The sequence below is a fragment of the Corallococcus sp. M7 genome (genome assembly GCF_054512695.1).
On record NZ_CM137252.1, the window covers coordinates 5,484,145 to 5,503,048 of the forward strand.

The 18,904-nt window shown below is 70.9% G+C and carries 11 protein-coding genes; 3 read left to right on the forward strand and 8 right to left on the reverse strand.

Going from position 1 to position 18,904, the window contains the following annotated elements:
* Positions 1 to 79: 79 nt before the first annotated feature.
* Complete coding sequence (locus ACX114_RS21775) at positions 80 to 1,333, forward strand: hypothetical protein (protein WP_459287410.1); 1,254 nt, start codon at positions 80 to 82, stop codon at positions 1,331 to 1,333.
* A 204-nt stretch (positions 1,334 to 1,537) separates the two neighbouring features.
* Complete coding sequence (locus tag ACX114_RS21780) at positions 1,538 to 2,998, forward strand: sensor histidine kinase (RefSeq protein ID WP_459287412.1); 1,461 nt, start codon at positions 1,538 to 1,540, stop codon at positions 2,996 to 2,998.
* Positions 2,999 to 3,005: 7 nt separating this feature from the next.
* Here ACX114_RS21780 and ACX114_RS21785 read toward each other — a convergent pair whose 3' ends face one another.
* Genes ACX114_RS21785 through ACX114_RS21810 form a run of 6 tightly spaced genes read right to left on the reverse strand, consistent with a single transcriptional unit; the run spans position 3,006 to position 11,638 of the window.
* A complete protein-coding gene (locus tag ACX114_RS21785) occupies positions 3,006 to 5,285 on the reverse strand; it encodes a carboxypeptidase-like regulatory domain-containing protein (RefSeq protein ID WP_459287413.1) in 2,280 nt (759 codons plus the stop codon).
* Positions 5,286 to 5,313: 28 nt separating this feature from the next.
* Complete coding sequence (locus ACX114_RS21790) at positions 5,314 to 5,550, reverse strand: hypothetical protein (RefSeq protein ID WP_459287415.1); 237 nt, start codon at positions 5,548 to 5,550, stop codon at positions 5,314 to 5,316.
* A gap of 26 nt (positions 5,551 to 5,576) precedes the next feature.
* Positions 5,577 to 7,631, reverse strand: coding sequence for a carboxypeptidase-like regulatory domain-containing protein (locus tag ACX114_RS21795; protein WP_459287417.1), 2,055 nt, complete (start codon positions 7,629 to 7,631; stop codon positions 5,577 to 5,579).
* Positions 7,632 to 7,671: 40 nt separating this feature from the next.
* The gene (locus ACX114_RS21800; protein ID WP_459287419.1) at positions 7,672 to 9,945 is read right to left on the reverse strand and encodes a carboxypeptidase regulatory-like domain-containing protein; all 2,274 of its coding nucleotides are present in this window, start codon (positions 9,943 to 9,945) and stop codon (positions 7,672 to 7,674) included.
* A gap of 42 nt (positions 9,946 to 9,987) precedes the next feature.
* Complete coding sequence (locus ACX114_RS21805; RefSeq protein WP_459287421.1) at positions 9,988 to 10,800, reverse strand: TIGR02452 family protein; 813 nt, start codon at positions 10,798 to 10,800, stop codon at positions 9,988 to 9,990.
* Positions 10,801 to 10,804: 4 nt separating this feature from the next.
* Complete coding sequence (locus tag ACX114_RS21810) at positions 10,805 to 11,638, reverse strand: hypothetical protein (protein WP_459287423.1); 834 nt, start codon at positions 11,636 to 11,638, stop codon at positions 10,805 to 10,807.
* A 364-nt stretch (positions 11,639 to 12,002) separates the two neighbouring features.
* Between ACX114_RS21810 and ACX114_RS21815 the strand changes: the two genes are divergently transcribed.
* On the forward strand, positions 12,003 to 15,149 hold the full coding sequence (locus ACX114_RS21815) for an ATP-binding protein (protein ID WP_459287424.1): 3,147 nt from the start codon (positions 12,003 to 12,005) through the stop codon (positions 15,147 to 15,149).
* Positions 15,150 to 15,161: 12 nt separating this feature from the next.
* Here the strand turns inward: ACX114_RS21815 and ACX114_RS21820 are convergent, their stop codons facing one another.
* On the reverse strand, positions 15,162 to 16,802 hold the full coding sequence (locus ACX114_RS21820) for a M28 family metallopeptidase (protein WP_459287426.1): 1,641 nt from the start codon (positions 16,800 to 16,802) through the stop codon (positions 15,162 to 15,164).
* Between the two features lie 42 nt (positions 16,803 to 16,844).
* A complete protein-coding gene (mdoH, locus tag ACX114_RS21825) occupies positions 16,845 to 18,869 on the reverse strand; it encodes a glucans biosynthesis glucosyltransferase MdoH (protein ID WP_459287428.1) in 2,025 nt (674 codons plus the stop codon).
* Between the last annotated feature and the right edge of the window lie 35 nt (positions 18,870 to 18,904).

Here is an 18,904-nt window from a genome sequence, read left to right on the forward strand (position 1 = left end):
CGCCGCGAGGGCCGGGGTTTGGACCGGCGCCCCCACTGTCTAGCTTGATCGACCAGCCCCCCAACCCTGGACCCCCACCTTGGCGAACTCTTCTCGCACCGACGTGCGCCGCTCCGCCGCCGCGCTGCTCGGCGCGCTCCTCGTCCTGGCCTCCGCCTCCGCCCAAGCGCAGACCGCGCCCACGCCGCTGGAGGACAACCGCACCATCACGCTGGGCTACATCGGCATCGCGTATGAGCTGGGCGGCATCATCGACCCCACGCTGCAACCCGGTGGCACCAGCAGCGCGCGGCCCAACTGGTTCACCTTCGCGCCGCACGCGTCCCAGGCTGGCGGCAAGGGCATGTATGGCGCGGCGCTCGCGCGGCACTTCATCAACACCGCGCGGCTTCAGCCCTCGGTGTCGCTGACGAACGCGTTGGACCGGCTGGGGCTGAGCGGCGTGCTGCGCTTGCAGCTCCAGGACCTGTCCCTCCAGCTCATCGCGCAGGGCCTGACGACGGACGCGGCCACGGCCCTCAGCGTGCTGACGAGCGCGCTCAACGCCGGGGCGCTCTCGGACGTGCGCACCCTGTTGGCCACCGCGTCGCGGATGGGCGCGCTGTACTGGAGCGCTCCGGGGGCGACGCCGCTCGACAAGGTGGAGGCCATTGTCATCACGCTGGAGCGCACGCTCCACGAAGGCAACCTCGCCATCTACAACGACATCGGCGGTTCGGCACGGCTGTACCTGGACTGGCGCGCCGCGGCCACCGGGCCCATCACGCCCGCGCGCGTGCTCACCGAGTTCACCCTGGCGGGCGCCAGCAACGCGGAGGCGCAGCAGGCGTATGCCTATGCCGTCGCGCACGCGGAGGACTCGCCGCGCCCCACCCGTATGGACCTGCTCTTCCCCGGCATGAACTGGAAGAGCCTGCTCATCGCCGCGTTCGCGCTCTACGAGGACGCCCGGCTCGCGCCCACGCCCGCGCGCCGGGACGCGCTCGTGGCCATGGGCACCAACTTCGTCGCGTGGCGCGAACAGCACGACCAGGCCCAGCCCGTCTTCACGCCCGCGGGCTCGCCCACCGACGAGGTGTCCCGCGCGGCCGTGCTCCAGATGCTGACGCCCTTCCTGATGACGGACTTCGGCACCGTGCGCTGGACCTACGCGGACTATGCGTATGCCCAGCCCGACCGCGACGGAAACCCGCTCACCTCCCCTCCGTGCGAGTACAGCTGGGCGGACTTCTGGGACCGGTGGAACGGAATCCTCTTCGCGTTCGACAAGGCCTACGCGCGGCCCACGGAGCTGTGGGTCATGCCTGAACCCCTCACGGATCCGCTGGGCTGACAGACGGCCCGGCCCACCCCGTGCGCTCGCTTGACGCGCGCGGGGGCCGTGCGGGAGCGTGCAAACCCGATGAGTCCTCTCCCCGGTGGTCCGTTCGAACCCGTTCGCCAGGCGTCCAAGGACGATGCGTCCTCACCGGGACCGGCTGCCGCGCGCACGCCGCGAGACGCGAACCAGCCCCCGGTCCCGGCCGACGAGGCCAGCATGTCCGCGCAGACCCGCTTGCAGGTCCTGCGGGAGATGATGTCCGAGGCGTTCCTGGCGCTCGACGCGCAGGGAACCATCCATGAGCTCAACCACCGCGCCGCGTCGCTGCTGGGCCTGCCGTATGGGACCTGCCAGGGAATGACGCCGTGGGCGGCGCAGCCGATGCTGGCCGGCACGACGCTGCACGAGCGGCTCCTGGACGCGCTCACCACGCGCGAGCCCGCGCGCTTCCTGTCGGAGCTGCCGTCCGGCGTCTGGCTGGAGCTGTCCGTGCGGCCGGTGGGCGGCGAGACGTGGGTGCTGGCCACCGACATCACCCGCCGTCAGCGCGCGGAGACGGAGGTCGCGCGCACCGAGGAGCGCTTCCGCCAGTTGGGCGAGCGGTTCCAGGTGGCGCTGGAGTCCGCGCAGATGGCGGTCTGGGAGACGAACCTCGTCACCGGGCAGGTGTTCCGCTCGGAGGGGCATGACCGGCTCTACGGCTACCCGCAGCCCCTGGCGGAGTGGACGCACGAGCGGTTCCTGGCGTCGCTGCATCCGGAGGACCGGCCGGAGGTGGAGGCGCAGGTGTCGGCCATCTTCCACAACGACGTGCTGTCGTACTCCTCCACCTTCCGCACGCACTGGCCGGACAACACGTGGCACTGGCTCATCAGCCGGTCGCGCGTCATCCGCGACGCGAACGGCAAGGTGATGGTGGTGCGCGGGGCCATCCTGGACATCACCGCGCTGAAGGAGACGGAGCAGGCGTTGCAGGAGGCGGTGCGCACGCGCGACGACTTCCTGTCGGTGGCGAGCCACGAGCTGCGCACGCCGCTCACGTCGCTGCGCTTGCAGGTGGACCTGCTGCGGCGCATGTCCGAGTCCAAGGGCCAGGAGCCCGTGGGCTCCGAGAAGGTCCGGGTGCGGCTGGACGCGGCGGACCGGCAGCTCAAGCGGCTGGCGTCGCTGTTGGACAACCTGCTGGACGTGAGCCGCATCCGCACGGGCAAGCTGGACTTCGAGCTGGCGAGCGGAGACCTGGCGCCGCTGGTGCAGGACCTGGTGGCGCGCTTCGCGGACGAGGCGAAGCAGGCCGGGGTGGAGCTGGACGCGCGCGTGGAGGGGCCGGCGCCGTGCCGGTTCGACCGGATCCGGATGGAGCAGGTGGTGAGCAACCTGCTCTCCAACGCGCTGAGATACGGCCAGGGCACGCCGGTGCAGGTGGCGCTGCGCCGTCAGGACGGGCAGCTGCGGCTGACCGTGAGGGACGGAGGCCCGGGAGTCCCCGTCGCCGAGCGCGAGCGCATCTTCCAGCGCTTCGCCCAGGTGCAGGGCTCCGCGCGCACGGGAGGCCTGGGTCTGGGGCTCTACATCGTGGAGCAGATTCTTGAAGCGCACGGCGGGCGCGTCTGGGTGGAGGACGCGCCCGGCGGCGGCGCCGCGTTCGTGGTGACGCTGCCGGTCGACGGGGCGTAGGCGGACTTCAGGGCACGAGCCACGTGCCTCCGCTCTCGGAGGGGAAGCCGAGCGGGAGGGATTTCGTCTCGCCCTGCTTCACGTCCACGGGCACGCGCAGGACCGACGGGCCGTGCAAGCCATCGACAACGAAGAGCGAGTAGCGGCCGGGCGGCAGGTGGCTGAAGTCGAAGTCCACGCGCCAGTAATAGGGCCCCGGCACATCCGGATCCTCCGGCGGCCATTTCCTCGCGGCCGGATCGCTGGCGAACGCGGAGCGCTGGAGGATCCGCAGGGCTCCGTACGTCCCTGGCATGTCCACCTGGCCGGGAACGAGGAAGGTCTCCAGCCGTTCACGTGGCTCCGGGAAGTGGACCTGGAGAGCGCCCCCTCCGCTCCTCGGGGCGAAGTCCCTGCTTTCGCGCGCGTGTGGCGCGAGCGAGACGGGCTGGGGTGAGAAGACCAGCGGCGCGGGCCGGGGCCATTGAGCATCCCGGAGCGGCTCATCCAGAACGTGCACGAAGCACTCGCGGTTCCCCGGAACGCGCAGCACGTAGTGGCCGACGTCATCCGTCGTGGTGCGGGTATCGAGCCCGGCCTCGCATCTCGCCTGGACCGTCACGCCCGCGAGCGGTACGCGCGCCCCATCCGTCACGAACCCCTGGAGCACCCCGTCCGCGGTCAGCCGCAGTTCCACCGCGTCCTCGCGAGCTCCGACCTCGTACACGGCCGTTCCGCCCTGCTCCATGTTCACCCGGAGGAACTGGGGGTGATGGGGCAGTTGTTCGAACTGGAAGCGCCCCGCCCTGTCCGCATCACGCTTCACGGGGCGCTCGTTGCTCGGGTCCTCCAGTTCGGCGGGGTCCACCCACTCGACTCGGGCATGGGGAACCCCTGTCTGCCCATCTTCGTGAAGCACCCGGCCCACGACGGTGCGCCCGGGTTCGAGCGTGATGTCCGGGAGCGTCCGCTCCTCGTGCGCGCGAGCTTCGGCTCGCAAGCGGACTGAAGCCATGCCCTGCGCCGCGATGAACAGGGAGTAGGGACGCGAGGTGTCCGTGGTCCAGGCAAAGCGGCCTTCGGGATTGGCCACGGTATATCGCTGGAGCCTGTACTCCTTCACGGGCTGCCCATCGGGTTGGAGGACGCGGCCCATCAGCGCGCCAGGATGCTGGAACACCACGGGCCCGCCATTCGGGCCGGCGGAAGCTTGTTCCGCGACGCCCACCAACTGGTGGAGCCCATCGTTGGACTTGATCTCAATCTTGTGGGGCCGCGCCAGGGGGTGCATCAACTCGAAGCGCCCGTCCGGCCCGGTCAGGGTCACACAGCCGCCCTTGAGCTCGCTGCCCTCCGGAGATTCGAGCGCCGTGGCTCTCAGTGGCCTGCCGGCCAGAGGCGCACCCTTGGGAGTCACCGCCCTGCCCGTCCACGGACCCGCACTGGCGATGCCTTCGAAGCTCACCGTGACTTCCGCCTGCTGTCCGGGAAGGACGTCGACGTCCACGGTGCGCTCCCACCAGCACCCGGAGTCAGGCGCGTAGCTGGCCTTTACCCGGTAGCGCTGCGTCGGAAGTCCCAGGTGGATCATTCCCTCAGGCGTTTGCTTGGACTTGTGCGGGATGCCGAACCGCGGTTCGACGGGCTTCACGCTGCTCGTCGCGTTGGGAACCCCGCGCCCCTCTGTGTCAACCACCCGAACCAGCAATGACGAGTACCGCCCCATCACGACGGTGAGCTCGGGCTGGGGCGTCACGACCTTCAACCGGCGCCAGCTCCAATCCGACTTGCTGACATAGAGCAGGCCCTCGCCAGCGGCCACGCCCTCCAAGGTGAAGCGGCCCTGCGTGTCACTGGAGGTCTGCACGAGCGGCGTGGCGGCGGTGGAAGAGACGAACCGGAGCCAGACGCTGTTCAGGGGATTTCCCTCTGTGTCCACCACACGGCCGGAGAGTTGCACCGCTCGCGCCAGGGACAGCTCCATCCGCGGCTTCGACTCCGGTGCGATCCGGATGTCCGTGCGGAAGGCCGTCACGAAGCCCCGTGCCTGGACCTCCGCGGCATACCGGCCCGGCCGCAGCGCAACGCGTCCGGTCCCGTGGGCGTCCGTCAAGCCGGGCAGCGCGCTGTCTTGCGGCAGATCCGCGCGCCAGACCTTCACCCGCGCACCGGACACAGGCTGTCCCTCCGGATCCACGACCCGGAACATCCACGTCACGTCCTTCGCCGGTCCGGGCGTTTCCAACTCCGGACGCGTGCCCGCGCAAGCGAGCACCACGGCAACGAGCCCCACCCAGCTCCATCGCATGGCGCGAAGCATACGCGATGGACCCGCGTCAGCGCGTGTAGGGCCTTCCGCCTCCGCGACCGGGACGCGCGGACCGGATGACGTGCACACCGGCTCCGGTCAGCTCCACGGGCACGCGCAGGACCGCGTCCACTCCCTCCAGCTGATCCCGGATGAAGACCGTGTAGTGCCCCAGGGGAAGATGACTGAAGCGGAAGTCCGCCCCCAACAGGAAGTGGGGAACGAAGGACTCGTCCCCGTCCTCCGACTCCCACGTGTTCGGCATCGGGTCGGATCCGAAACCCGCCCGCATCAGGGCATCCAGCGCCTCGGGCGAGCGCGGCCAGGGAACGTCTCCCGGAAGCACGAACGCGGTGACGAGCTCGCGAGAGGCCTCGACATCCACCTCCAGCGACGCGGACCCCGCCGGGGCTCGAAATCCAACGACTGCCTTGAGCCGGACGGAACACGCAGCCGGGTCGAGGAGAAGAACACCGGAGGCGGCTGGGGCGGCCGAGGCGGCTGGATGTTCAGGGGGCTGCCTTCGGGATGCACGAAGCACTCGCGGTCTCCCGGGATGTTCATGGCGTAGCGGCCCGGCCCGTCGCTTCTGGCGCTCATCTTGAACCCACCTTCGCAGTGGACGTTCAGGTTCACCCCCGCCAGCGGCACCTGCGCGCCATCCGTCACGAATCCGTGCAGCTCCGCGTTGGGAACGAGCCGCAACCGCACCGCCGTCTCATCGGGTTCGAGCGCATGGAGCACGGTCCCGTGTTCCTTCGACTGGACGCGCAGGAACTGGCGCCGGCCTGGCACATGCTTGAGTTCGAAGCGGCCCTCGGCGTCGGTCATCGCCCACTGCGAGCGATAGGGTCCATGGCCGTCCAGGTCGAACTCCTCCACGAGCTCGACCTCGTGATGGGGCACGCCCGTGTGGCCGTTCCTCGCGAAGACACCGCCCTGGACGGTGCGGCCCTCCTCGAGGACGGCGTCCGGGACCTGGAGCACTTCTCCTTCTCGCCCTTGCGCGCGCACGAGCGCGGGGGCGAATCCCAACACGTCGATGACCCACTGATAGGTGTGGGTCAGGTCCACGTATCGCACGTACTCGCCCCGCGGGTTGTTCGGGGGGAGTCCGTTGACTTCGAAGAAGCCCAAGGGCTGTCCATCCGGGCGCACGACACGGCCCTTCAGACTTCCAGAGACTCTGCGGAACACCACCGCTTCACCCGTTCCCGCGGGAAGAGGACCTCTCGCCTCCCAGTCCCGGGCCCATTCGGAGGCACCCAATGTCAGGACACGCGGAGCCTTGAAGACGTGCGGAATGGCGAAGGAGCCGTCCTGCCCCACGACGCCCTGGCACCTGCCGCTCAAGCCCAGCTCCTGCGGCGCTTCATCCGCCCCCCAGGCCGACACGGTCCCGTGGTCAAGCGCCTTGCCGGTGGCATCCACGGCCCGCCCTCGCCAGGGGCCAGCGTCATGAAGGCCTTCGAAGCTCACCGTCGCTTCCGCCTGCTGGCCTGGAAGGACCTGGACCGCGATGCCGAGGTTCCACTCACAGCCGGGCACGGGAGCGTACCTGCCGGAGATGAGGTAGCGCCCTGCGGGAAGCTGCTGGAAGACGGTGGCCTCTTGCGCCTGCCCCGGGTCCAGCTTGGAGGAGAGAATCTCATCCATGGACACGAAGTCATCCATGGACGAGATGGAGAAAGGCCCTCCAGACAATGGCTGTCCATCGGGCCCGCGCACCTGAACGCGCAGCGAGCCGAGCCCACCCATCACCACCACCAACTCCGGCGCGGGCGCCACGAGCTCCAACCGCGTCGGACTCCATTTGTACTTCTCCGCCTGAAGCATCACGCTTCCAGCAGGAACACCGTCGAAGCGGAAGCGCCCTTCCGCATCGCTCTCAGCCTCCAGCGCGGACACGGTTTCGTTGGAGCGGCTGAGTCGAAGCGTGGCCAACGCGATGGGCTTCCCTGCCGCATCCACCACGCGCCCGGCGATTGGCGCGGCGCGCTCCAGCGTCACGTCCCAGCGCACCTCCTCACCGAAGGGGACCCGCGCATCCGTGCGGGTCACGCTGACGAAACCGGGTGCCTCCGCCTGGAGCACATACCAGCCCGGCATCACCTGGAGCCGGACTGTTCCCGTCGCATCCGTGGTGCCCGACCTGATGACCAGGCTCCCGCGATCCGCGCCGCGTGCCACCAGTGCCACGCCGGGCACGGGTTGCCCGGCCGGATCCACCGTGCGGATGGTGAACGCCACCTCCTCCACGGGCCATCGGGTCTTCGTTTGCACCGGACGCGGCGCTTCCGCGCACGCGAGCACCACCGCCAAGAGCCCCACCCAGCTCCATCGCATGCCCCGCAGGTTAGCAGGGCATGAAGCGGCTCCGTCTCCGTCAGTGAACGAAGTGCACGCCCTCCTTACCGGCGCCCTCCGTCTCGAAGCGGTGGACGCCGGGCTCCGTGAGGTTCACGGGGTAGCGCAGCACGGACGGGTCGATACGGCCTTCGAGCACGAACACCGTGTAGCGCCCCAGGGGCAACTGGCTGAACCGGGGCTCACTCCAGGAGCGATAGCCCCAGTCCTCCACCTGTCGCTCCGGGCGTTGCTCGGCGGGGGCTGGATCCTGCTCGACGGCGGAATTTATCAGCGCCCGCATGGCGGCCTCCGTCGACGGCATCGGGACGTCTCCTGGCACGAGGAAGACCCAATCCCATTCGCCCGCGCCGGGAAACGACACCTCCACGGCGGCCGGTCCATGGCGCGGCCGAAGCTCCACCCGGACCGTCCCTCCTGGATGGCCACTCTTGAAGCGCTGGGGCCAGAAGACGCGCAGCGGTGGCGAAGGCCAACCGGAGGGACCTCCGTTGCGGTAGATGCGCAGGAAGCACTCGCGCCCCGGGATGACAGGCATTCTGAACCGGCCTTCCGCGTCGGTCTCCGGCGGCGCGTCGGGATAGACCTCGCATCCGGTCGTCAGACTGAAGCCCTGCAACGGACGTCCCGCTTCATCCGCCACCGTGCCTTCCACGAAGGCATCCGGCACGAGCGGCATCGTCACCTCCTCCACGTCCGAGCCCAAGGGCTGTGAGGCCGCTCCCTCTTCTTGAGTGTCCGCATCGAGGATGAACGGCTCGCGCGGCACGTCCTCCAGTACGTACCGGCCGTCCGCATCCACCTTCAGGAACGGCTGGGACCAGGCGAACGTCGACTCCCGTCCCGGCAACGGTCGCGGGACCACCCATCCCATCGACACGGCCGGCTGCCCGTCCTCCCGTACCAGCCGGACACGCACGGTGCGGCCCGCCTTCAGGCTCACGTCCGGAAGGACGGTCCGTTCCGCCCTGGGTTCCACCCGCTTGCGCACGCTCGCGAGTCCCTCCGCTTCGAAGACCAGGCCCTCGGGCCAGGGGCCTTCCAGCGTGTACCGATAGCGTCCTTCCGGATCCTCGTAGGCCTTCGAGTTCACGGTGAAACGGGTCAGGGGCTTCCCATCCGGCCCCAGCACGCGCCCCTCCACGAAGGGACTGGGACGCCGCTCCAGCAACACGTCCTTTGCATCCGGCTCGAGTTCGACCTTCGCGACACCGCTGGAGACCTCCACGCGGACAGGTCCCTGCGGAAGGTGTTCCAACGTGAAGCGCCCCTCCGCGTCGGTGCGGGTGGAGTCCTCGCCAGCGAAGGCATCCTTCTTCGGATCACCCGACGAGGCGCTCAGCCACACGTCCGCGAGGGGCCGTCCGTCGGCGTCGGTGACGCGGCCCCGAAGCGGTTCGCGTTCCACGACACCCTCGAAGCGGAGCGTCAGCTCGCGGGTCTGTCCCGCCACGATCTCGACTTCCGAGGACCTGATCCACTCCGCTCTTCCACCCAGCGGATGCGTGAACGTCACCCGGTAGCGCCCCGCCTCCAGGCCCCGGTACATCCGGGCTTCCTTCACGTGCTCGTCGATCCAGGCGCCCTCCTTCGCCACGGGTTCGAGCGCCTTGACCATCAGCCTTGGCGCGGTCACCGGACGCCCATCCGGAGCGAAGGCCGTCACCCGCAGCGCGCCCTGCTCGCGCATGACGAGCGTCAGGTCCGACGGTGGCGCGTCGAACACCCGGCGCTCGTCGCTGTAGCCCTTGCGCCGCGCCAGCAACACGCCCGGGTCCGGCCCCATGCCTTCGAACAGGTAGCTGCCATCCGGGCTCCCCACGACGTCCAACCGGGGCGCCGTCGTGTCCGCGGGAATCCACGACAGCGACACCGCGCGGAGCGGCTTGCCCGCGCCGTCCACCACACGCCCCGCGACCGGGACGGAGGGCCGCAGCGTCATCGTCACGGTCGCCGGATGCTCACGCCCGAGCCGCACGTCCGGATCCACGAAGCCCTGGTAGCCCGAGGCCTGGGCCGTGAGCACGTACCAGCCGGGCGTCAGCCACAACCTGCCTTGTCCTCCCGCCGTCGTGCCCCAGGCGCCTTCGGGAGGTGTCGCCATCGCATTCCGGACCCGGAACTCGATATGGGACAGCGGCCTGCCCTCCACGTCCTTCGCCAGCACCGTGAGCAGCACGGTCGCGGGCGCGGCCTCGGTGCGCACCGCGTCGGGCGTCATCACCGGCTTCTGCGTCGACGTGCCCGCGCACGCGAGCATCCCCACCACGAGCCCTGCCTGGCTCCATCGCATGCGCCCAAGGCTAACAGGCGCGCACGAACGCCAGACAGCCTCTCAGCCGAAGCGCTCGCGGAAGGTGCTCAGGTTCGGCCCCTTCCCGCCGCGCTCGTACACCGCGAACACCACGCGGCTGAACGCGCCCGCCATCGTGGACAGCCCTCGCGCGAAGGCCTCCGCCACGTCGTGCGGGTTGTTGCGGAACGCGCCGCAGCCCCAGGCGCCCAGGAGGAGGGTGCGGTGCCCGTGGTGCGCCGCCACCTGCAACACCTTGAGTGACCGCGCGAACAGCACGTCACGCACCTTCCGCGCGACCTCCGGGTCCTTCACCGGCAGCTCCCGAGCGTTGGGCGCGGGCGCCGTCAGCACCGACACGGAGAACGGCCGCTCCAGCAGGTCGTAGTGCTCGTTGCGGAAGAACGGCACGTCCGGCGAATAGAGGAAGTGGTCCGTGTACAGCGGCGAGCGCAGCTTGCGGTTCACGTCGTAGTACTCCGGCCACTTCAACAGGCACGGGTACAGCGCCGAGCACCGCGCCAGGTCCTCCTCCTGCGCCTTCGCGCCCGTGAGGAAGCCGCCGCCCGGGTTCACCGCCGACGCGAAGTTGAGCGCGAGCACCCGCTGCTCACCCTCCTGCTCCACCAACCGGCGCGCGGCGTCGCCCGTCTTCTCCGGCGTCACCTCGATGGTGAAGCCCGGCACCGGCGCGGGCCGCGTGAGGTGCTCGAAGTCGCCGGGGCGCACCAGCACGGTGCCCTGGACCGCGCGAGACACCGCGTCGCGAATGGACACCTCCCGCCCGGACAACGGCACGTACGTGCCCTGCTCCAGGATGTGAAGGGTCTCGTCCGCGACGCGGTTCAGCGACATGGCGTCACTCGCAGCCGATGCGCTCGGGCGCCACCGCCAGGTCGTCGATCCACGTCTCCGACGCGGAGTCGCCCTTCGGGTGCACGAAGCCGTAGCCCACCCCGAAGTTGGTGAACGGCCGGATGCCCACGTTCGGGAAGTCGAAGGCCAGCTTCCCATCCACCCACACCAGCGCGTGGCCCGTGGTGGCGGAGCTGTTGGCACGCTCCACGCCCCACTCGATGCAGGTCCACTTGTTGGGCGACACCGTGACCTCCGTGCCCTCCTGGTGGTTCCAGCCCGTGCCCTTGATGCCGCTCCAGTCATCCAGCGCGAAGGCGCCGCTGTGCATTCCCTGGAGCTCGATGCCGCCGAAGTCGGTGTCCTTCGGGGAGAAGAGGATGAAGTACGTCCCCATCACGCCCTCGGGCGAGGCCCGGTTCAGGTACACGTACGCGCGAGTGTAGAGCTTCGTGCCGAACGCCGGGATGTCCCTGCGCAGGTGCGCGATGGCCTGCTGGTCGCCCGAACCCGTGTCCTCGTTGTAGCCCGGGTCCGTCTTCACGTGCACCGAGCCCTTGCCGGAGCGGGGGCGCGAGCTGTCGACGGCGATGGTGGCGTGGTGGTCCTCGTCCGGCTGCTTCCAGCCGGTCTCCCCGTTCTCGAAGTCCTCACAGATGATGGCGGAGGCGGGGCACTCGCCGTTGCCCGTGCTGGTGCCGCCGTCGGTGTTCGTGCCCGCGTCGGTGCTCGTGCCCGAGTCCGGGGTGTTGTCCTGCTTGTCGTCGTCGCCGCAAGCCGACAGCGCGCCCACCGCGAGGGAAGCCATCATCAACGCCAGTGCCGAAGTCGAACGCATGAGTCCTTCCAGGAAGAGGCGTCGCGCCCTCGCGCTCCTGCCGCGGGGACGGGACGTGTCTCCGTCCTAACACGGCCCCCCGTCCTCCTTGGAATGGGGCCCGGTGGACCCCGGCGGTGGCGGCAAGCGGGCAAGCGGGAACGACAGGCCCCGCGGGGTCATGCGGATGTCGTCCGTGGATGGATGCGCGCGCGGCGCGATCACAAGTGCTCACTAGCGGCGCACGACCCTGCCCGGCAGGTGCGCGTTGCCGTTCCGGCCCGTACTGCTTTCCATGTGAAGCGCCAGCGGCACGGGCGTCACCCCCACGGGCGACAGGAGGGTGGGAGTGGGTGGGGGTTCCTGGCATCGGGGAGAGCGGGAGATGGGAGAGGCCTTCCGAAGACTCACGGTCGTCGCGCCCCCGGCCGACGAAGGCGCCTCCGTATGTGCTCCGCCGCCCGCCCGGCACCTGCCGCCCACCGGCTCGGTGGCGCTCGTCTTCACCGACATCCAGGGGTCCACGCGGCTGTGGGAGCGCTGTGGCCAGGCCATGCGCGACGCGCTGGAGCTGCATGACGGCGTGCTGCGCGCGCTGCTCCTGGGCACCGACGGCTATGAGGTGAAGTCGCAGGGCGATGCCTTCATGGTCGCGTTCGCGTCGCCGGTGGAGGCGGCGCACTGGTGCCTGCGCGCGCAGGAGGCGCTGCTGCACGCGAGCTGGCCGGAGGCCTTGCTCGAGGAGCCGGACGCTGCGGAGGAGCACACGCCGGAAGGGCTGAGCCACCGGGGGCTGCGCGTGCGCATGGGCGTGCACGTGGGCGAGCCCGACTGCCGCCTGGATCCGGCCACGCACCGGCTGGACTACCTGGGGCCTCCGGTGAACATCGCGGCCAGGGTCGCGGACGCGGGACACGGCGGACAGGTGTTGCTGAGCGGCGCGGCGTGGGCTCGCATCCAGCCGGAGCTGGCGGCGCTGGGAACGCCCGTCGCGCGCTCGCTGGGGACCTTCCGCCTGCGCGGCGTGAGCGACAGCGTGGCGCTGGTGGAGCTGCTGCCCGCGTCGCTCGCGCACCGCCGCTTCGGCCCCCTGCGCGCCCCGCGCGAGCGGCCCGGCAACGTGCCCACGCTGCGGCAGGACCTGGTGGGCCGCGCGGAGGAGCTGGACACCCTTCGACAGTGGGTGGCGGAGGGCGCGCGGCTGATCAGCATTCTGGGCCCGGGAGGCATGGGCAAGACGCGGCTGGCCACGCACTTCGGCGCGCTGGCGTCGGACGCGGGCACGTGGGAGGGCGGCGTCTGGCGGTGCGACCTGGAGGAGGCGGTGACGGAGGGCGACCTCTGCCACGCGGTGGGCCGGGCGCTGGGCGTGCCGCTCACGGCGGACGGAGACGGCAGCACGCCGGCGGAGCGGCTGGGGCACGCGCTCGCGGGGTGTGGCGACGTGCTGGTCATCCTGGACAACGTGGAGCAGGTGGTGCGTCACGTGCCCGCGACGCTGGGGCGCTGGCGGGTGCTGGCGCCGCGCGCCCGGTTCCTCGTCACCACGCGCGAGGCCCTGCGCCTGCCCGGAGAGCGCGTGCTGGACCTGGCCCCGCTGGGCCTGCCGGATCCGGACGAGACGCGCTGGGACGTCATCCTCCGCTCGGACGCGGTGCGCCTGTTCGTGCAGCGCGCCCGGGAGACACGCGGCGACTTCATCCTGACCGACGCGGACGCCCCGCGCGTCGCGGACATCGTGCGGCAGTTGGACGGCATCGCGCTGGCCATCGAGCTGGCCGCGGCGCGCGTGAGCGTGCTGGGCGTGGAGCAACTGTGCGAGCGGCTGGCGAAGCGCTTCGACCTGCTGCGCGTGGGACGGCGGGACGCGCCCGCGCGACAGGCGACGCTGCGGGGTGCCATCGACTGGTCGTGGAACCTGCTGGAGCCCGCCGAGCGCGCCGCGCTGGCGCAGTGCTCGGTGTTCCGGGGCGGGTTCACGCTGGAGGCCGCGGAGGCCGTGCTGGTGCTGCCGGAGGGCTCGCCGGACGTGCTGGAGGTGGTGCACTCGCTGCGCTCCCAATCGCTCCTCTGCGCGCGCGAGGTGGGGGCTCCCGGCGGCTTCCTGCGCCTGGGGTTGTACGAGAGCATCCGCGAGTACGCGATGCTGCGGCTGCGCGAGACGGGCGACGAGGCGGCGTGCGAGGCCCGGCACGCGGCCACGTACCTCCAGGTCGCGGGCCGGCTGCGGGAGCGCGTGCAGAAGACGGGCGGCGCGACGGCGCTGCGGCGGCTGGCCCTGGAGCGCGAGAACCTGCTGGCCGCGTGCGACAACGCGCTGGCCATCCGTCCCGCGACCGCCGAGTCCCTGGGCCGGGCGCTGGAGACGCTGGTGGTGCTGGAGCCGGATGCGCGCACGCGTGGACCGGTGGGGCTGCTCGTGGAGCGGCTGGAGCGGGCGCTGGAGGCGTCGGCCCACGTCGCGGTGGCGCCGCTGAAGCGCGCGGAGGCGCTCGCGGTGCTGGGCCGCGCGTACATGGACGCGGGACAGGCGGAGTACGCGCGCCAGGCGCTGGAGGAGGCGCGCGGCGTCTTCCACACGCTGGGCGAGACGGCGTCGGAGAAGCGCGTGCTCGTGGACCTGTCCATCGTCGCCCGTCACGCCGGGGACGGGGCCGCCGCGTGGACGCTGATGCGCGACGCGCAGGCGCTGCCCTCCGGAAGCGACCGCTGGCTGGAGGCCTACGCGGTGGGCAACCTGGGCCTCGTCGAACAGGTGCGTCACGGGCCGGAGGCGGCCATCCCCCACCTGCGCGCGTCGCTGGCCCTGTTCCGCGAGGTGGGCGACGTGACGTTCGAGGTGGGCTTCCTCACCAACTGCGCGGTCGCCATCGGCGAGGCGGGGGACGACGGCGAGGCCGTGATGCTCCTGGGCGAGGCGCTGGGCCGCGCGCTCACCGTGGAGGACCGCGCGGGGCAGGCGCTCGCGCGGATCAACCTGGGCTGCTACCTGATGGACGCGGGCGGCATCGGGGAGGCCTGCGAGCACCTGGAGGCCGCGGTGCGCCTGTCACGGCTGCTGGGGCAGCGGCTGCTGGAGGGCACGGCGCTGGGAGAGCTGGGCCGCGCCTCGCTCGCGCGGGGTGATTGGAAGCAGGCGCGCGCGGCGCTGACGGAGGCGGTCACCATCCTGGGCCGCGCGTCCCGCTGGCAGGCCCTGCGGTTCATCGCGCACCGGGCCGCGCTGGACGCCGCGTGCGGGGACCTGCGCGCCGCGAGAGAAGGCTTCGCCGGACTGGAAGGAGCCCCCGAGCTGCGCGAGGACCCTTCCCTCTTCCAACTCGTGGATCTGCTCCGCGCCTCGCTCGACCTGGCCGAAGCCGACGCCGCGCCCCCGCGAAGCGCCGAGGGCAGCGACGCCCGGGCCGCTGCCCGCCGCCGCATCGAAGCGGCCCGGAATGCCCCGCGCGAAACCGCGTCGTCCGACATCCGCTGCGCGCTCCGCTTCCTGGAAGCGCGCCCCGGCGTCAACGACCCGCACCTGGATGCGTGAAGGCGCCGCGGCTCACGGGGCCGGAGCCGGCTCGGGAGCCGACTTCGGCGCCGGCTTCGCGAAGCGGCGGAAGAAGCTGTCGTCGTTCCAGTACGGCCGGCCGGGGGCGTCCGCCACCGCGTTCGTCAGCGCGGTCAGGAAGGTGATGAAGCGCGCGGCGCCCTCGTGGTCCACCGGCTGCTGCGACAGGTCATCCGACGGCGCGTGGTAGCGCTCGGTGAGCCACTGCTTGAACACCTTCTGCTCCTCCGAATCCGGCGTGTAGCCGAACTTGAAGAACAGCGCGGGCACGCCCTCGCGGATGAACGAGTACTGATCGCTTCGCACGAACAGGTTGCGGTCCGGCTCCGGATCCTGAAGCACCTGGACGCCCTGCTCCGCCGCCACCATCGCCAGCGGCACCGCGAGCGAGGACTCGTCCTTGCCGTGCGCCACCACGGAGGTGAACGGCCAGTGGGGCATGAACATGTCCAGGTTGAAGTCCGCCACGATGGAGGTGATGGGCACCGGCGGCCGGGACGCGAAGTACTTCGACCCCAGGAGCCCCTTCTCCTCCCCCGTCACCAGCGCGAACACCACCGAGCGCTTCGGCTTCTCCTTCTGCGCATGCAACTGCCGCGCGACCTCCAGCACCGCCGCCACGCCGGACGCGTTGTCCATGGCGCCGTTGTAGATGCGGTCCCCCTTCACCGGCTCGCCCACGCCCACGTGGTCCAGGTGCGCGCTGAGCACCACGTACTCCTTCGAGAGCACCGGATCCGTGCCCGGCATCACGCCCACCACGTTCATGGACTTGAGCGGCTTCACGTCGAAGGCCAGCTTCGCCTTCAGGCGCAGCGGCAGGTCGAACTTCGGCAGCGGCTTGTCCGCGTTGGCCAGCGCGACCAGCTCCTCGTAGGTATGCGGCGCGCCCTCCAGCCACTTCTGCGAATGCGCCTCGTTCGCCACCACCGAGACCTTCAACCCGCGCGACTCGTTGAGCGACGGGTCCGCGAACACCACCGTGGGGTTCTTCGCGGAGCCCACGATGCGCTCCCACGGCAGCTCCAGCAGCTTCGGGTTCTGGAGGTACACGACCCCCACGACCCCCGCCGCCTTGAGCACCTTCAGCCGCTCCTCCCACGAGGAGAAGTGCGACTTCACCGGACCGGGGATGTTCCCCGGTCCGCCCTGGAGCATCACCACCACCTTGCCCTTCAGGTCCAGGCCCGCGTAGTCGTCGTGGCCCAGCTCGGGGATGGACAGGCCGTAGCCCACGAACACCAGCGGCGCGTCCACGGTGCCGTTGTCACCCTGCCGCGACGACAGCACGACGTCCTCGCCCTGCACGAGCGGCAGCGTCTTGCCGTCCTTCACCAGCGCGACGCTGGACTTCGACTCGATGAGGCGGCGCGACTGCAATGCCATGGGCTGGAGGAAGCCCGTCTTCAGCATCGGCTTCACGCCCAGCGCGGCCAGCTCCTTGGACACGTAGCCCGCGGCCGTCGCGTAGCCCTTGCTGCCCGTGTCGCGCCCCTCCATCGCGTCACTGGCGAGCACCTCCACGTGCTTCCACCAGCGGTCTTCAGCAGGCTTGGATGCGGGGGCCTCCGCGGCGAAGACCCCGGAGGAGAAGAACAGCGCGAGCGTGGCGGCGGACGAGACCCGTTTCATGCCCCGGAGCATCCAGGGCGAAGCGGGAGCATGCAACCGCGATCAGGCCTGCACGCCCAGCCGCCGGCCGCGCAGCTCCGACAGGGTACGGGCGTCCAACAACACCGCGGACTTCTCCTGCGGGGACAGGGGCTCCACCCCGCCCGCCAGCAGCTTGCGCCGGGCGGAGGCCAGCGCCGCGGGGACGCTCGCCGCCGGGTGGGACTCCAGCAGCGCCAGGTGCAGCGCGTGCGCGCGGGGGTCGGTCAGCACGTGGTCCAGCGCGTCGTCCACCGGCTCCATCCCCTCCTCCGCCAGCTCCTGCGCGCGCACCAGCACGGTGGGAGGCTCGACCTCCTCCGGGATGAGGAGCAGGCCCCGCTTCTGCAGCCACAGGCCCAGCGACGCGCGGGAGGTGAAGACGGAGATGGCCGGGGAGAGCCACAGCCCCACGATGACCGGCGACAGCCACGCCAGCATCCCCGGCGCCACCGCGACCGTCAGCGCCGCGAGCACGACGCCAATCACCATGTGCCACTTGTGCCGGCGCAGCGCCTCCGACCACGGCAGGTCGGTGTCCTCGCGCTGCTGGCTGGACCAGTTCACCTTGTAGCCAAACAGCGTCCCGAACACGAAGTGCGACTGGAAGAGCATCATCACCGGCGCCATCAGCGTGGACACCACGCCCTCCAGCATCACGCTGAGCACCAGCTTGAAGCGGCCGCCCATCCGCGCCGCCTCCTCGCGGTTCGCGAGCAGCAGGCCCAGGCCCATCAGCCGGGGGATCCACAGCAGCGCCAGCGACAGCGCCATCAGCCGCAGCGCGCCCACGGTGTCGAACGCGTCTCCGCCGGGCAGCGTGGACTGGAAGTCCACCAGCGTCGCGGGCGAGAAGAACCACTCGTGCAGCGCGGCGAACAGGCCCGCCACCAGGAAGATGAGCCACAGGGGCGACGCCACGTAGGACATCACGCCCATGAGGAAGTGCATCCGGCTCATCGGATGCAGGCCGCCTGCCATCACCAGCCCCAGGTGCTGGAGGTTGCCCTGGCACCAGCGGCGGTCGCGCTGCGCGTAAGCGAGCAGGTCCGGCGGCGGCTGCTCGTAGCTGCCACCCAGCTCCGGCACCAGCCACACCGTGTAGCCGGCGCGGCGCATCAGCGCGGCCTCCACGAAGTCATGGCTGAGGATGTGGCCGCCGAACGGCTGCTGGCCCGGCAGCACCGGCAGGCCGCAGTGCTCGATGAAGGGCGCCATGCGCAGGATGGCGTTGTGGCCCCAGTAGTTGGAGTCCCCCAACTGCCACGCCGCCGCGCCCGCGGCCACGATGGGGCCGTACACGCGCCCGGCGAACTGCTGCAGCCGCGCGAACAGCGTGGAGCGCCCCACGTTCTGCGGCGGCACCTGGAGGATGCCCGCGCCCGGGTTCAGCTCCATCAGCCGGGCCATCTTCACCACGCTGTCGCCCGCCATCAGGCTGTCGGCGTCCAGCACCAGCAGGAAGTCGTAGCGGCGGCCCCAGCGCTCACAGAACTCCGCCAGGTTGCCCGCCTTCTTGGCCGTGTTGTCGGAGCGGCGGCGGTAGAAGATGCGCCCCTGCCCGCCCACCCGGCGGCACAGCTCCGACCACGCCAGCTCCTCCGCCACCCACGACTCCGCCCGCGTGGAGTCGCTCAGCACGTAGAAGTCGAACGCGTCCAACTGCCCCGTCGCGGCGATGGACTCATACGTGGCCTGCACGTGCGCGAACACGGCGGCCGGGTCCTCGTTGTAGACGGGCATCACCACCGCGGTGCGGCGCGTGAGCGGCTGCGCGGCCTCCTCTTCCGTGGGCCAGCGCAGCCCCGGCACCCGCTGGTTCATGGCCAGTTGGATGAAGCCCGCGACGCCGCTCCAGAACGACAGGGCGATCCACGCGAAGCACACCGCGAACAGCCCCAACACGAACAGCTCCGGCACCGTGGTGCCGTGGGCCGCGAGCAGCCGGTGCATCTCCACGCAGGCGAACCCCGTGGACAGGGCCGCCAGTCCCAGCACCATCACGCGGCGCGGGCGCGCCAGGGCCGGAGTGTAGGGTTGGGCGTTCATGCGGACTCCGGGCTCCCGTGCGGCTTGGCTGTGTG